This is a genomic window from Acinetobacter sp. NBRC 110496, assembly GCF_000876115.1.
In the GTDB taxonomy this organism is placed as follows: domain Bacteria; phylum Pseudomonadota; class Gammaproteobacteria; order Pseudomonadales; family Moraxellaceae; genus Acinetobacter.
The window spans coordinates 37,718-53,082 of the sequence record NZ_BBTF01000011.1; the positions used below are offsets into that span (position 1 = coordinate 37,718).

General features: G+C 44.3%; 13 protein-coding genes. 8 read left to right on the forward strand and 5 right to left on the reverse strand.

The genetic code is table 11. The features are described 5' to 3' along the window. Window positions 1–35 precede the first annotated feature (35 nt). The 4 genes from Aba26S_RS07745 to Aba26S_RS07760 form a co-directional block, all read right to left on the reverse strand. On the reverse strand, window positions 36–830 hold the full coding sequence (locus tag Aba26S_RS07745; protein WP_043971167.1) for a hydroxypyruvate isomerase family protein: 795 nt from the start codon (window positions 828–830) through the stop codon (window positions 36–38). Window positions 831–860: 30 nt separating this feature from the next. Next, window positions 861–1,727 (reverse strand): NAD(P)-dependent oxidoreductase, encoded by an 867-nt coding sequence (locus Aba26S_RS07750; protein WP_005239666.1) that lies wholly within the window; start codon window positions 1,725–1,727, stop codon window positions 861–863. Window positions 1,728–1,748: 21 nt separating this feature from the next. Continuing rightward, a complete protein-coding gene (locus Aba26S_RS07755) occupies window positions 1,749–2,537 on the reverse strand; it encodes a crotonase/enoyl-CoA hydratase family protein (RefSeq protein ID WP_043971169.1) in 789 nt (262 codons plus the stop codon). 75 nt (window positions 2,538–2,612) lie between these two features. Beyond that, a complete protein-coding gene (locus tag Aba26S_RS07760) occupies window positions 2,613–5,420 on the reverse strand; it encodes an ATP-binding protein (protein WP_043971171.1) in 2,808 nt (935 codons plus the stop codon). Window positions 5,421–5,569: 149 nt separating this feature from the next. Here Aba26S_RS07760 and cysM point away from each other — a divergent pair, with 149 nt between their 5' ends. From cysM to Aba26S_RS07780, 4 genes are all read left to right on the forward strand, one after another. Further along, a complete protein-coding gene (gene cysM / locus Aba26S_RS07765; RefSeq protein ID WP_043971173.1) occupies window positions 5,570–6,493 on the forward strand; it encodes a cysteine synthase CysM in 924 nt (307 codons plus the stop codon). Between the two features lie 89 nt (window positions 6,494–6,582). Continuing rightward, a complete protein-coding gene (locus tag Aba26S_RS07770) occupies window positions 6,583–7,404 on the forward strand; it encodes a 3'-5' exonuclease (protein ID WP_043971175.1) in 822 nt (273 codons plus the stop codon). Between the two features lie 9 nt (window positions 7,405–7,413). After that, on the forward strand, window positions 7,414–8,823 hold the full coding sequence (gene rlmD, locus Aba26S_RS07775) for a 23S rRNA (uracil(1939)-C(5))-methyltransferase RlmD (RefSeq protein WP_043971177.1): 1,410 nt from the start codon (window positions 7,414–7,416) through the stop codon (window positions 8,821–8,823). A gap of 31 nt (window positions 8,824–8,854) precedes the next feature. Continuing rightward, window positions 8,855–11,161: a bifunctional (p)ppGpp synthetase/guanosine-3',5'-bis(diphosphate) 3'-pyrophosphohydrolase gene (locus tag Aba26S_RS07780; RefSeq protein WP_005239655.1), complete on the forward strand. Its 2,307-nt coding sequence runs from the start codon at window positions 8,855–8,857 to the stop codon at window positions 11,159–11,161. Window positions 11,162–11,206: 45 nt separating this feature from the next. Here Aba26S_RS07780 and Aba26S_RS07785 read toward each other — a convergent pair whose 3' ends face one another. Then, on the reverse strand, window positions 11,207–11,980 hold the full coding sequence (locus Aba26S_RS07785; RefSeq protein ID WP_005239654.1) for an SDR family oxidoreductase: 774 nt from the start codon (window positions 11,978–11,980) through the stop codon (window positions 11,207–11,209). A 102-nt stretch (window positions 11,981–12,082) separates the two neighbouring features. Here Aba26S_RS07785 and mazG point away from each other — a divergent pair, with 102 nt between their 5' ends. The 4 genes from mazG to folK all read left to right on the forward strand — a co-directional run bounded on the left by mazG (window position 12,083) and on the right by folK (window position 15,360). Further along, the gene (mazG, locus tag Aba26S_RS07790) at window positions 12,083–12,889 is read left to right on the forward strand and encodes a nucleoside triphosphate pyrophosphohydrolase (RefSeq protein ID WP_005239653.1); all 807 of its coding nucleotides are present in this window, start codon (window positions 12,083–12,085) and stop codon (window positions 12,887–12,889) included. 12 nt (window positions 12,890–12,901) lie between these two features. Next, on the forward strand, window positions 12,902–13,282 hold the full coding sequence (locus tag Aba26S_RS07795; protein WP_043971178.1) for a ComEA family DNA-binding protein: 381 nt from the start codon (window positions 12,902–12,904) through the stop codon (window positions 13,280–13,282). A 138-nt stretch (window positions 13,283–13,420) separates the two neighbouring features. Then, window positions 13,421–14,875: a polynucleotide adenylyltransferase PcnB gene (pcnB, locus tag Aba26S_RS07800; protein ID WP_005239651.1), complete on the forward strand. Its 1,455-nt coding sequence runs from the start codon at window positions 13,421–13,423 to the stop codon at window positions 14,873–14,875. Further along, on the forward strand, window positions 14,872–15,360 hold the full coding sequence (gene folK / locus Aba26S_RS07805; protein ID WP_043971180.1) for a 2-amino-4-hydroxy-6-hydroxymethyldihydropteridine diphosphokinase: 489 nt from the start codon (window positions 14,872–14,874) through the stop codon (window positions 15,358–15,360). The genes pcnB and folK overlap by 4 nt, the downstream gene beginning before the upstream one ends. Window positions 15,361–15,365: the final 5 nt, after the last annotated feature.

Consider the following 15,365-nt stretch of genomic DNA (forward strand, 5'->3'; position numbering starts at 1 on the left):
TTTCTCTAAAAAGTTCAAATTTTAGCAGTAACAGTTTATGTATTCACATCATTAGAAAAATACTTCTTTTTCCATGCAAAAGATTGATCTGAATGCGTTTTTGGTCTGTATTCCGCAGCAATCAGACCTCGGTAGTCACTTTGTTGTAACCAGTCAAAGATTTGTTTATAGGGAATATTGCCAGTATCGGGTTCATGGCGGTCTGGACAGTCAGCAAATTGAATATGTCCAATCTGCTCGATATTTTCCTGTAGTCCTGCTAAAACATCTTCACCCATCATCGCCATATGGTAACAGTCATATTGCATTTTCAGGGCTGGGTGGTTGATGGCTTCCAGCATTTCTTGGGCTTGGGCAATATTTTGAACCAAGAAGCGTGGCATATTAGTGCCATTGATCATTTCAAACACAGGTTCAATACCTTGTTCCGTCAACAGATGGCAGGCGAGCTTTAGGTTGCTTGCCAGAGTATTCAAGCAAGGCAACAGATCCGCATCCAACGGCTGTTTACCTGCCAGAATGTTGACACGGGGCACATCCAGTGCAGTGGCATAGCGAATCGCTTGTTCCAGTGCTTGGTGAAATTCAATTTCTCGTCCAGGTACACCAGCCAAACCATTACCCCCTTGCATTAAGTCGCCAGCAGGGACATTGATCAGGCAGAGTGAAAGATTATATTGTTCAAGTTGGGTTCGAATATCAATCACGTCGAGTTCATAGGGGAACTGAATTTCTACATGCTGAAAACCGTGGGCTTGTGCTAAGGCGAAACGCTCGATTAAGGGAACTTCAGTGAAGATCATTGATAAATTGACTGCAAGATGGCTCATGTTAGGACTCCCTGAATCAATAGATCCTATTTATTGTTCTGTAATTTTGATAATAGTCGCTAAATCCTTATCAGCAAAGCCATTTTCTTGGTGGGCTTGTAACTGTAATAGAGCTTTTTGTGCAACAGGTATCTTTAAGTTAAAACTTTGTGCCAAAAGTAAGGCATTATTTAAGTCTTTTGATAAGGTTTGCACTTTCCACTGTACAGGCTCAAAAGTTTGAGTTGCCATACGTGGTGCAAGGATTTGAAAGGGCTTTGAGTCGGCAAAACCACCTGCAAGTGCGGGTGCGAGTAATGCGGTGTCGACGCCTGCTTGATCGGCAAGGGCGACTGCTTCTGCGATCAGGGTGCTGTTGGCTGCAACAATCAGTTGATTACAAATTTTGGTGGCTTGCCCAGTACCCGATGTGCCCATCCGAGTCACACGCTGCGACAGTACATTGTAAATCGGGGTGAGCTGCTCGATGGTTTCTGCATCACCGCCAGCAAAAATAACCAATGTGCCTTGCTCTGCACCAATAGTGCCGCCGGATACAGGGGAGTCAATCCAAGTGACCTGCTGCTGTTGAGCAGATTGAGCCAGTTGTTGTGTTGCAGGCACCGATAAACTAGAGAAATCAACAATAACTTGCTGTGCTTGTAAATACGGTTGAATCTGGGCAAAAACACTTTGCATCGCCTGATCGTCGGCCAAACACGTCAAAATAACGGGATAAAGGGCAATCTGATCGATCGCTAATAATGATGCACCTTGTTGAAGGAGCGGTTCACATGCATGTGGACTGCGATTCCAGACTGCAACAGAATAACCTGCATGCAATAGTCGGCTTGCCATACGTGTGCCCATTAACCCCATACCCAAAAAAGCGATTGGTGTTTTTTGATTCGCATGCATGTGAATGTGCTCCCGTTAGGATTATTTGTATTGGCGCGGCAGGAATTGAATCTCTGGGTTTTTGTCCTTTTTACGAGCCAAGCTACTGTTTTTACCCAAGAGTAGCTTGAGTTGCCAAAGTTTTTCTAAACGCAATGCTTTTTCTGGTTGGTGTTCCATCGCATCCAAGACACGTTTGGCTGCCATGATGGCATCTGGTGAACGTTGTAAAATTTCTTCAGCAATGCTGTTCGCTTTTGCTAATGGGTCATTGTCTAAATGAGTGACTAGACCAATTTGCTTGGCATATTCAGCATCAAAGATACGTGCAGTGAGTGTCAGTTCTTTGGCAAGGTCAACCCCAATCAGCCCTTTAAGTGAGCGGGTCAGTCCCATGTCTGGTACAAGCCCCCAGCGGCTTTCCATAATCGACATTTGGGTAGTTGGTGTTGCAATCCGGATATCGGCTGCAAGCGCCAGTTGCATGCCTGCACCGAAGCAATAGCCTTCGATTGCTGCAATCACAGGGATTGGAAGGTTTTGCCAGATCAGGAAAGCCTTCTGGAATAGACTTTGTCCAGGCTTTATCAGTTCCCATGCTGCAAAAGCGGTATTTTTAGGATTGTTTAAGTCTGATAAATCGATGCCTGCACTAAAGACTTGTGCTTCACCTGTGAGAATGACACAACGGATGGAACGATCTTTTTCAATTTTTTTTGCAGTTGCCACCAGTTCTTTGAGTAAGGCAAAGCTCATTGCATTACGTTTATCTGGACGGTTTAAGGAAACGGTTGCGATTCCATTGTTCTTTTCAACGCGTAAAAGTGTCATCTGCCTAACTCTTATTGTGTTTGATTTGGCAGCATAACATGAGTCCCTGTGTCGAAACATGACAGGGCAGTCACGTTAATTATCGTAGCTATGCAAGATTAAATTAGCCGCCTGTCGAACCTGTTCAATGGCTGTGCTGAGCTCATTGAAACGATGATTGGTCTCACGAATAAACACATCATCAGCCTTGCGCCGTTCTTTACGCAGGGTTGAGACAAATTGTTCAAACTCACCAGAGACTTGCTGCAAGTTGGGTGTGCCGACATAACGGGTTGCCCCATAGAGGCGATGCAGGACGTGTTCCAGTTGTGGAAAATCTTCCATTTCAATCAATTGTTGCATTTCTGCCAGCTCGGTATCAAAGCTATCCACCAGCATATTCAATAAATCTTGCGCCAAATCTTCTTTATTGGCTGCAAGCTGCACGCTTTGCTGCCAGTTTAAGATTTGTGGATCAATGGATTCGGTTGGGCGCTTCGGCTCAGTCGTCGCAGGCTGAGTACTGAAATTGTTTTTGGTCCAATGGGTCAGGATTTGAATAATCTGCTCCATCTGAATCGGCTTGGTCACATAATCATTCATGCCAACTTTGAGTAGCTTTTGCTTTTCATCGGCCAGCGCATGGGCGGTGAGTGCAATGATCGGCAATTGCATACCGTTGTCCAAGGTTGACTCGAGAGAGCGAATCGCACGTGTGGTATCAATCCCGGACATGACTGGCATTTGAATGTCCATGAACACGAGATCAAATGGCGGTGATTTTTGTTCGATGCGTTCCTGAATGATATCGATGGCCTTTTGCCCACTCAACGCTTTAGTGGTAGTAACATTGAGCTCACCGAGCAAGGCTTCAAGCACAATCAGGTTCGGCAAGTGATCATCCACCGCCAAGACATGCAAGCCTTGACCGTTAAAGTCTTCGGATTCTTGTTCAAAAATGGGTTGATTACCCAGTAACTGTACCAATTCACGACGACTCAGCGGTTGATATAATGGCCGTGCACGATATTCATTCAGCATGTTTGGCTCCAGACTCATCTGATAGCCATAAACCGCTAAGTTGCCATGATAGCGTTGACGAATTTCTTTGAGTAAGGCCTCTGTATCACCACTATGATCGACAATCAGCCAAGTATTTTCTTGTTGATTGAGATGATTCAAACGGCTGAATAAGTCCAGAATCGATTGTGTTTCAATATGAGAGACATGGTAGTTCTCTAAATATGAACGCAGTACGCTAGCCGTTGCAGGATGGGCGAGATAAGACACTACTTGTAAATGATCGAAACGAGGATGTTCAACAAATTCATCCTGCTCTTCAACTTTAAATGAAGCGGTGAACCAGAAGGTCGAGCCTTTTTCGGTTGGCGCACGCTCTTGGTTGTCTTCAAAGCCAATCTGACCATGCATCAAATGCACCAACTGTTTGGAAATGGCGAGGCCCAGTCCTGTACCGCCAAATTGACGTGTCACCGATGCATCGCCCTGAGAGAAGGATTCAAACAGCTTTTTACGATCAGTGCCACTCAGACCAATGCCGCTGTCTTGAACACTAAAATGCAGTAAACATTGCCCGATCTCATCATCTTCCATACGTACCCGCACGATGATTTCACCATCAGGGGTGAACTTGATCGCATTGGAAATCAGATTGGTCAGGATTTGCTTAAAGCGTAGCGCATCACCGACCACATGTTTTGGAATATTCTCTGCATAGTAAAACGCCATATTGATATGCTTTTGTGCCGCCAAAGGCGAGAGCATATCCATCACATCAAAAATGGCTTCCTCAAGGTCAAAAGGAGCCGTTTCGAGTTCGAGTTTACCGGCATCAATTTTCGAGAAATCCAACACGTCATTGATTAGCGCCAATAAGTGAGCAGAAGATTTGCGAATGGTTTGCAGGTAAAGGTTCTGCTCATTGCTGAGGTTTTGCTGACGTAGTAATAAGTGAATAAAGCCATCAATACTGTTTAGCGGTGTTCTGAGTTCATGACTGATGTTGGCCAAGAACACCGATTTAGACTGGTTTGATGAAATTGCTTGGTCACGCGCCTGACGATAGGTAATGTTCTGAACTTCTAAGGTATCCAGGGTTCGGCGTAAATCTTCTTCGGTTTGTTCGGTATGTTCTTTTAATTCTAAAAAACTGAAATGCAGACGTTTCACCACATTGGCAATATCACGCTGCAGTAAACGCAGTTCACCGGTACTGTTCACCACAATATGCTGATCTAGGGTGTCGGCATTGAGACGTTGCATCTGCATGCGGATTTCATAGAGCGGTGCGAGCCAGCGACGTGAGAAAACGTTTAAACAGAACAATAAAATCAGTAAGGTCATCAGTCCGGTCACGACCAGAGATAACAGAATTTTGTAGCGTGCTAATTCGAGTGGTTGGTTATCGAGTTCAATCATCAACCAGACTGAATCTGAATTGCTGCTGTCTAATTTTGAACCATAAATACTGTTGTGATTATGCGGAATTGGGCCGAAAAAATTACGATTTTCTGGAAAACTGGGCCAAAACCGGTTGTTTTGATACCCGACACTGAGATAGGTTTGGCCTTTGTTGTCAATCAAGACTGCACGCTGTAAGTTCTTCTCATCAAACATTTTTTGCATAATGTTTTGAGCGCGATCATATTGATCTGGTTGTTCTTGTACCAAGCGTAATAAATCATTTGCTGTTTGGTGATAACGTGCCAAAATCGCAGCAGCATCTGAGCGTTGTTGTTTGGCTGAATTGGTTGTTTCTGCTAAAACCCAAAGAATCCCTACACTGGTCAAAATTGCAATTGGCACAAGAATCAGTGCAATCAACTGCCCATAAGCATGATTGAGGCGTAAACGTTTCGATATGGTCTTATTGAAATTTGACATAGTGCGGTCAGATTTATCATTCTGCGCAACATCTTAGCACGCTTTGTGAAAATCAAGGACATCTGCTTGGCAATAAAAAGCAGAGTGAAATGGTGCAGTATTGCCGTTTTTTTCATACAATAGTCGCCACCTTAATATCGGTGTCGATCATGACGAATACGCAAACTGATTTTTTAGCAGATGAATTTTTACTGGATGATTATGTCGGTAAAACCCCTTTGGTGCGTTTGCAGCGTTTAGCGTGTCATACCCAAGCCACGGTATTAGCAAAATTAGAAGGTAATAACCCCGCAGGATCGGTGAAAGATCGTCCAGCCTATAACATGATTATTCAGGCGGAAAAACGGGGCCAGATTCAACCAGGGGATACCTTGATCGAAGCGACCAGTGGTAATACCGGGATCGCGTTGGCCATGGTTGCAGCCATGCGCGGCTATAAAATGAAGTTGATCATGCCGAACAATATGAGCCAAGAGCGTAAAGATGCGATGTTGGCTTATGGGGCTGAGTTGATTGAAGTTACGCAGCAGCAAGGCATGGAAGGTGCACGCGACCTTGCTTTACAAATGCAGGCTGAAGGCAAAGGCTTTGTGCTGAACCAGTTCGGTAACCCGGATAATGTCGAGGCACATTACCTGACCACAGGTCCAGAAATCTGGAAGCAAACAGGTGGGAAAATTACTCACTTTGTCAGCTCAATGGGGACCACTGGAACCATCATGGGCGTTTCCAAATATCTCAAGCAACAAAATCCTGATATTCAAATTGTGGGCTTACAGCCTTCGGATGGTTCCAGCATTGCAGGGATTCGTCGCTGGCCAGAAGAATATTTGCCGACCATTTTTGACCGTAGCCGTGTCGACCGCATCATTGATATTCCTCAGATTGAAGCGGAAAAGACCATGCGTAAGCTGGCGCGTACTGAGGGCATCAGTGCAGGAACATCTTCTGGTGGCGCAGTGTGGGCATCAATTAAAATCGCAGAAGAACAACCAGATGCGGTGATTGTCTGCATTATCTGTGACCGTGGTGATCGTTATTTATCAACGGGATTATTCTCAGTACAAGATTAGAATCTCCCCCTAACCCCCTCTTTAAAAAAGAAGGGGGAACTCCTCCCTTTATAAAAGGAAGGTTGGGAGGGATTTGAAGAGATTTTAAGATGAATTTACGTTTTCCGATTTTAGTTTTTGATATTGAGACCCTGACCGATTTAAAGGCAGGCGCACATCTGTATCATCTTGACTTGCCTGAAGCTGATGTGGAGCAGGCGCTCACTAAAATTCGTCGCCAAGAGTCGGGGATGGACTTTCAGCGGTTACCTTTGCATGAAATCGTCTGTATTTCCGGTTTATGGATTGATGAAAAAGGCTACCGTCTGTTTTCATTTAGTCAGGAACAAAATAGCGAAGCTGAAATGCTGGCAAAATTCTTATCGATTTTTGACAAGAAGCAGCCCACCTTAGTCAGTTGGAATGGCTCGCAATTTGATTTGCCTGTGATTCTGTTTCGTGCCATGTATCATGGGCTTTCTGCACCGAGTCTGTTTGATCAAGGCGAAATTGATCAGCAAAAGCGTTTTAACAACTATCAGAACCGTTACCATCATCGTCATGTTGACTTGATGGATGTGATGGCGATGTTTAATGGTCGTAACTTCCAGAAATTGGATGATATTGCCTGTTTGCTCGGTTTTCCCGGAAAACGTGGTGAGACGGGCTATCATGTGCCAGAATATGTACGGAACAAACAATGGTTAGAATTGTGCAGTTACTGTGAAGGTGATGTACTGAATACCTGGTTGGTTTATCTTCGTTGGCTGTTGCTTAAAGGCCAATTAAATCAGCAGGATCATCAGCATTTAGTTCAATCCACCATTGCTTATTTACAAACGCAAACGCAACAAACAGATTTTTTACAGGTATGGCAGCAAACATCGCAATATACTGTATTCACCGCAGATACTTTTGCGCCAAACAATTAGGTTCATCTTTTGAAACATAAAGCGAAACAACGTCCAGCACAATATCCAAGCTATACCTTTCAAGTCGAGGCTTTTTCTCATGAGGGGCGTGGCATTGCGCATTATGGAACGCATCCAGATCATCCTAAAGAAAAGCACGGCAAGAAAGTTTTTATCCGTTATGCCCTTGTCGGCGAAACGGTGCAGGCCAAGATTACCAATCAGACTTCACGCTTAGAAGAAGCGGATATGATCAAGCTGGAGAGTGATGCAGCCGGGGGCCGAGTGGATCCCATTTGTCCGCATTTCGGCGTGTGTGGCGGCTGTAGCTTGCAGCACATTCATCCTGATGAGCAAATTTTGTTAAAACAGAATGTATTAAAATCCCATCTAGAACATTTTGCTGGATTGCAGCCTGAACAATGGCTCGATCCCATTCGTTCAGTCAAAGCTGATTATCGTCGTCGTGCCCGCATCGGGGTGCGTTATATTGCCAAGCAAAACCGTTTGGTGATGGGCTTTCGTGAGCATCACAGTAATCATTTAACCCCGATTCAGCAGTGTAAAGTGCTTGATCAAACCTTATCGGAAAGTTTACCAGAACTAAAAAAACTACTCGAAAGTCTTACAGGCAAAGCCCATATTGGTCATATAGAATTGGCAATGGGAGACAGTGAGGTGGCCTTATTAATTCGTCATTTGGATGAATTAAATGTGTCGGATGTCAACCAATTACGTCAATTTTCGTTACTCAAAGGATGGCAGTTGTATTTGCAGCCTAAAGGGGGAGATAGCTTACATCGTGTGGATGATTCACAAGCCGCAATGCGTTTGCATTACAGTTTGGATGATTTTGCCGTCAAATTCGCGTTTTCACCCTTAGATTTTACTCAAGTGAACAGTGGGGTAAATGCACAGATGATTCACTTGGCATGTGAATTGCTTCAGTTACAGAAAGGGGAAAAAGTACTGGACCTCTTCTGTGGGTTAGGTAATTTTTCTCTCCCGATTGCACGTTGTGTGGGTGAGACAGGTCAAGTGGTCGGCGTTGAGGCGAGTGACGAGATGGTCAAAAGGGCAACTGAAAATGCACAAGCAAATCATTTGTCTCAGGCGATATTCTTTTCACAAGATTTAACAAAAGACTTTTCGCATCATTCTTGGGCGAAACAGGGATTTGATGCATTATTAATTGATCCTCCACGATCAGGTGCGTTTGAAGTCATGCAATATGTACCTAATTTTGGAGCGAAAAGAATCGTTTATGTTTCATGTAACCCATCAACACTGGCAAGGGATGCAGGTGTACTGGCACAATATGGCTATCAATTAAAGAAAGCTGCGGTAATGGATATGTTCACGCATACTGAACATGTGGAATCGATTGCCCTGTTTGAAAAAGTTGAACGGCTTGAAAAAATCGAAGAGATAAACGATTAAAAAATGAGTTACATATCCAGAGGAGAATGGTATGGTCACAGTACGTGAGCAGTTACCTGGACGACTCCAAGAGTTGTCTGAGGAAGCGACTGGAGAACATGCCGCTGAAGCGCAAAGTAGTCTAGTGTCTTGGCTAGACCGAGTGCGTGATATTTTGGATGGGGCAGAGCTAAAACAACTTCAACAAGTTGCGGAGCTAACCTTAGCAAAAGAATTACAAGCGACGGACAATCATCGTATCAATACCTTTAGTACCGGGATTGGTATGGCGGATATTCTGGCGCATCTGCATGTTGACGAAGACACGCTTTCAGCGGCAGTGTTATATCGTAGCGTGCGTGAGGGACTGATTACTCTAGAAGATATCCAGCAACAGTTTGGCGAGCAAGTCTTGAGCCTGGTTCAAGGCACACTTGCAATGGGTAAGCTGTCTGAGTTGATTGAAAAAAATAAACGCTTAGAAGATCATTTTAATAATAACCAGCGGGAACATTTAAACGGCATTTATAAAATGCTGATTTCAGTGACGGAAGACGTGCGGGTTGTATTAATTAAACTGGCAGAACGAACCTACGCTTTACGTGAGTTGGCGACCGCAAGCAAAGAGCGTCAGGAACGTGTCGCACGTGAAATTCTTACGATTTACTCCCCACTGGCCCATCGTTTGGGGATTGCCCAACTGAAGTGGGAGCTGGAAGATCTTGCCTTCCGCTATTTGGCGCCTGAACGTTATAAAGAAATTGCCTCTCTACTCAATGAAAAGCGTTTAGAGCGTGAGCAATATATTCAGTTTGTAATTGATAAATTGAAAACGGAATTGGCCAGTTATGATATTCAGGCTGAAATCACGGGGCGGGTGAAGCACATTTATTCGATTTATCGAAAAATGAAAAGCAAAAACCTCAGCTTCGATCAGCTGTATGATATTCGTGCTGTGCGTGTCTTGGTCAAGAGTGTTCCAGATTGTTATCACGCCTTAGGCATCGTACATCAGTTATGGCGTCACATTCCGAATCAGTTTGATGACTATGTTACTAATCCGAAAGCCAATGGTTATCGCTCATTGCATACCGCAGTGATTGCTGAGAATAAATCTCTGGAAGTACAAATTCGTACCTTTGAGATGCATAACGAAGCAGAGTTGGGTGTGTGTTCGCACTTTAACTATAAAGAAGGTGCCAAGAATACCGATCATTCCTTCAATGATCGTTTACATTCTCTCCGTGCGGTGCTTGAGCATTATCAAGAGCGGACGGAAACCACACCCCATGCTGAAGATGAAGAGTCGAATGGCATTGATCAGATTCAGGATTTTGAGAATTTTGAAAAGATCTATGTGTTTAGCCGTGACGGGGATATTAAAGAATTACCGCGTGGTTCAACTGTTTTAGACTTTGCTTACCATGTACATACCGAAGTGGGGAACAAGTGTTATGCAGCACGTGTCAACCAGCGTTATGTGCCATTAACCTATACCCTGAAAACGGGTGAGCAGGTTGAAATTTTAACCAAGAAAGATCGTGAGCCGAACCGTGACTGGTTGGTGAACTCGCTGGGTTATATCAAGACCGCGCGTGCGCGTGACAAGTTGCGGCATTGGTTTAGACAGCAGGATCGCAGCAAGAACGTTGAAGTTGGACGGGAGTTACTCAATAAAGAGCTGGCACGGTTAGCGATTCACCCAAAAAGTATTGATTTAAAAGACTATTCATCGCATTTTAACCTGAAATCAGGTGATGATATTTTAGTGGCTTTGGTCAGTGGTGATATCAGTCTGCATGCCCTGATGAATCAAGTGAATCGTCAGATGCATCTGGATCAGGATGAACCAGAGCTGGTGTTAAAGCCAGCCTTGAATCCACGTGCCAGCCATACCTTATCGGCGCATGGGATCTTGATTGATGGGTTGGACAATGTGGAGTTGCATATTGCGCAATGTTGTCAGCCTGTCCATGGTGAATCGATTGGCGGATATATCACCTTGAATCGTGGGGTCAGCATTCATAAGGTCGCGTGTCCGGATTACTTGCGCATGACCACACAAGAGCCTGAACGTGCGGTTGAAGCCGATTGGGAAATGCAACCGACACGTGGCCAGAGTGTGCAGATCGTGGTGGAAGCCTATGATCGTCGTGGTTTACTCAAAGATCTGACACAGGTGATTTTCTCAGACCAAATCAATATTCGTCAGGTCAATACCATTTCTGAGGCAGATGGTATTGCCAACATGAAGTTATTGATTGAAGTCAAAGGTTTGGCACAGTTGTCACGTTTGTTGGCTCGTTTAGAGCAGCAACCTGGGATTATCAGTGCCAGACGGTTGGTTCAAGGAAGCTAGATCATAAAAATAAAAAAGCTGCATTTCGATGCAGCTTTTTTATTTTTAGCGCTTCGCTAAAAAGAGATTGGTGAGTCGGTTTAGGAACTGTGGGCTCATGCTGGATAACTGATACATGAGTTTGGTTTTGATCCCGACAGGGGTATGGGTTGGAAGCAAGGCATGGTCTTTGTGTTGCGCCAAATGCAGTACCTGTTTTGCCACATCGGCAGGGGTGAGATCCACACCAATATGTTGAATGCTGCCAGCATCCATATCTTTGACCATATTGGTTTGCACAAAGAGCGGCATCACATCCAAGACACGAATATTGTATTTTTGCCATTCTACATCTAAGGCTTCAGTTAAACCGCGCACAGCAAATTTGCTAGCAGAATAAGAGGCCAAGTCGGCTTGGCCATAAATCGCAGAGGCTGAAGAAAGGTTAATAATGCGAGCAAAGCTGGCTTGTTGCAGATGTATCAGGGCAGCATGGCAGCCGTTAGCAACGCCTTTCACATTAATATCAAAGGTACGGTGATGTGATTGGATGGGGGTATTTTCAAATGCGCCTGAATACAGAATGCCTGCATTATTGACTAAAACATTCAGTTCACCCGCCCAGCGTTTAAACTCTTGCAAGGCAGTTTGCCATTGGTCGTAATGACTGACATCGAGATAACCTGCTTTGGCATGTGCTCCAAGTTCTGTAGCTAAAGCCTGTGCCTGCGCTTCATTGATGTCATAGATGCCTACTTTAAAGCCTTTTTGATGAAAAAGACGGGCAATTTCAGCGCCAATTCCTTGTGCGGCGCCACTAATAAAAACACTATATTGCATTGCGTTCCCTTGCTTTATATTGATATTTTTTGCGTGCGTCTATATTAGACATAAGCTTGTTTAAGCTGCAACCATTTGGCTATATCTAGTTTGGAGATCATCATGGAAAAGTTATTGGCAATTATGCAAGAGTTAAGACAGAAGTGTCCATGGGATCAACAACAAACACCAGAAAGTTTGACACGATATGCCATTGAAGAGGCATATGAGGTTGAGGCTGCAATTCGCTCGGGCGAAGTGGATGAAATCCGCAATGAACTTGGCGACTTACTGTTGCAAGTAGTTTTTCAATCCCAAATGTTTGATGAAAAAGGATTATTCAACTTTCAGGATGTGGTGGAAGCGATTAGTGAAAAATTAATTCGACGTCATCCGCATGTCTTTCAGGCTGAAAAATATCAAAATTTGGATTCCGAGCAGGTCGGTGAATTGTGGAAACAAATCAAACAACAAGAAAAACAGGGTAAAGTAGTATCCCGATTAGATGAAGTTAAGCATGCACCGGCATTGGTACAGGCACATGAAATTCAAAAAAAAGCAGCTCAGCTCGGTTTTGATTTTGAAACGGTTGCAGATGCTTATGCAAAGTTGGATGAGGAACTGGGAGAATTGCAGCAGGCGATGAAAAGCCAGTGTGCCGAGGATATCCACGAAGAGTTTGGTGATTGTTTATTTTCTTTAATCAATGTGGGACGGAAGCTGGGCGTGTCAAGTGAGACCGCGCTGCTGGCAACCATCCATAAATTTAGAAGCCGTTTTGCTTTTATTGAGCAGCAGGCACAGCGACAACAGAAAGACTTGCAAGACATGAGCTTGGCCGAGATGGATGAGCTTTGGGAGCAGGCAAAACGACAATTAAAAGCTCAGGAGAGCAGTCATGAGATTGCCGCAATCACGCAGCAAACATAAGTTTTTTTATTGATGATCTTGTGCCTGGGGTGTATATCACATCTCAAGGCACAGCAGTTTGACCAATCTTATCAACAGTGGAAGGCACAGCAGCAGGCACGTGATCAGCAATTGGCAAGACAAGCCGATAATAATTACTATTTATCTCGTCCAACTCAGCAGCTTCCGAAGCAGGTTTCATCATCGGGCAATATTCAGGGTGATAAAATTAGCTTAAATCAAGCCAACTTACAGCAACTACAAATGTTAAATGGTGTGGGCGAGAAAAAAGCCCAAGCCATTGTAGAGTATCGTCAAAAAAATGGCGGCTTTAAAACCGTGGATGAGTTGATGAATATCAAAGGCATTGGGCCAAAATTACTTGAGAAAAATAAGTCAAAGCTGATGCTATAAGTTTGAAATGGTAAAATTGATTGATTAGGCAGACTGAACTGTTGAAACTTCCAACAGAATAAATTGCCCTTTGTGTGTGTTAGAGCTATGATTAGCGACAAATTGTTATTTACGTCCTGACGTAGGAGACAGTGTCTTTTGCAAACTTTGCGTGCGTCAAAATGTGGTTTGTCCACAGCTCAACTTCCTTCCTCAATTTTAGATGTCATCGATAGTCTGACTAAAGCCGGCTATGAGGCATATATTGTGGGTGGGGGTGTTCGAGACATGATGTTAGGTCTTAATCCAAAGGATTTTGATGCGGTTACCAATGCTACACCAGCCCAAGTAAAAGAGGTTTTTGGTCGACGTTGCCGAATTATCGGACGGCGTTTTGAGTTAGCACATGTATATTCCGGTCGCGAGCTGATTGAAGTTGCGACCTTCCGTGCCCCACCGAAAAAAGCAGTCACCAGTGCATCTGGAATGATTCTTCGTGATAATAACTGGGGAACGATCGAGCAAGACTTTGCTCGTCGAGATTTTTCGATCAATACTTTGTATTATCAACCACGTAAAGCGGTTGTGCTTGATTTCTGCCATGCAGTGGATGATATCAATAGCCGTACTTTACGTTTCCTTGGGGAACCTGCTCAGCGTTTTGAAGAAGATCCTGTGCGGATGTTGCGTGCTTTACGCTTTGCTGCAAAGCTCAACTTTCAGATTGATCAATCGATTCTTGATGTGTTTGATGCCGAGATGACGCAATTATTGCGTGATGTCTCACCTCATCGTTTATATGATGAGTCGCAAAAGCTATTCACCATGGGACACCTGACCCGTGTATTACCAATGTTGATTGAGTTTGGTGTCTGGAAACAATTGTTTGCTGAAATTCCACCGAATTTGACCGCTTTTATTGAGCGTGCGGCGCGCAATACCGATCAACGGATCCAAATTGGTAAAACCATCAATCCTGCATTTTTCTATGCTGTGTTGTTATGGAAACCTTTCTTGGAGCGTTGTGACTTCTATTTAAACAAAGGGGTTGTGCCTGCGGAAGCACGTGCGCAAGCCGGTTTGGATGTGCTGAAACGTCAAGCGACGCGTACCATTATTCCTCGTTTTGCCGAAACTTTTATTCGTGAAGTATGGGAAATGCAAACTCGCTTGCTCAATCCTAAACCTCAGCAGATTGAAGCCTTGGCAGGACATGCGCGATTCCGTGCAGGCTTTGACTTCTTGTTGTTACGTGAGAAATCAGGTGATAGCAGTACGGAAGGTATGGGCATTTGGTGGGAAGCCTACCAAGAAATGACCACAGACCAAAAAGAAGCTGTGATTCGTCAATACAACCGTCAACGTAGTAAGACACGTCGTAAAGCAGTTGAGGTGGATGAGCCGAAGTCGACTGAAATTGAGCCTTTGGTCAATGTGCCTGAGCCAAGAAGTCGCCGTGCCAAGAAAGAGCGTGTCAGAGCGGATGAGTCATCCAGTCGTTTTATTGAAAAAGCGACAGCGGGTTCTGGGCAAGTCAATGCCGATCACCCAATTCTCAAGCGTAAGCGCGTTCAACGTGATCTCAGTCAAGTGGTTTTCGGGCCGACCCAATGAGTATTCGCAGCTATATTGGTCTGGGCAGTAACTTAGGCGATTCGCAACAAATTCTGAGAGAAGCGGTTGCAAAGCTCGCCACTTTGGGGGCTGTACAGATATCGCGGCTCTATCAAAGTCCGCCGATGGGACCACAGGATCAGCCCAACTTTTTAAACGCCGTTGTTCAACTGGATACAACACTTGAACCACTTGCCTTATTAGATCAATTACAACAATTTGAGCAAGAGGCAGGACGTATTCGTTTACGACGTTGGGGAGAGCGTACCCTTGATCTGGATCTACTGATTTATGGTCAGGAACAGATTCAAAATGAACGTTTAACTGTCCCACATACGGGTCTATTACAACGTGATTTTGTGATTCTTCCCTTATTGGATTTAGATGCCCATTTACAACTGAATGGTCATTCATTAAAAGATTTAGAACTGGTGCAGCAAGCTGACTTGACTGTAATAGCAGATCAGTCTTGGGCAACCGCTTAAGACTG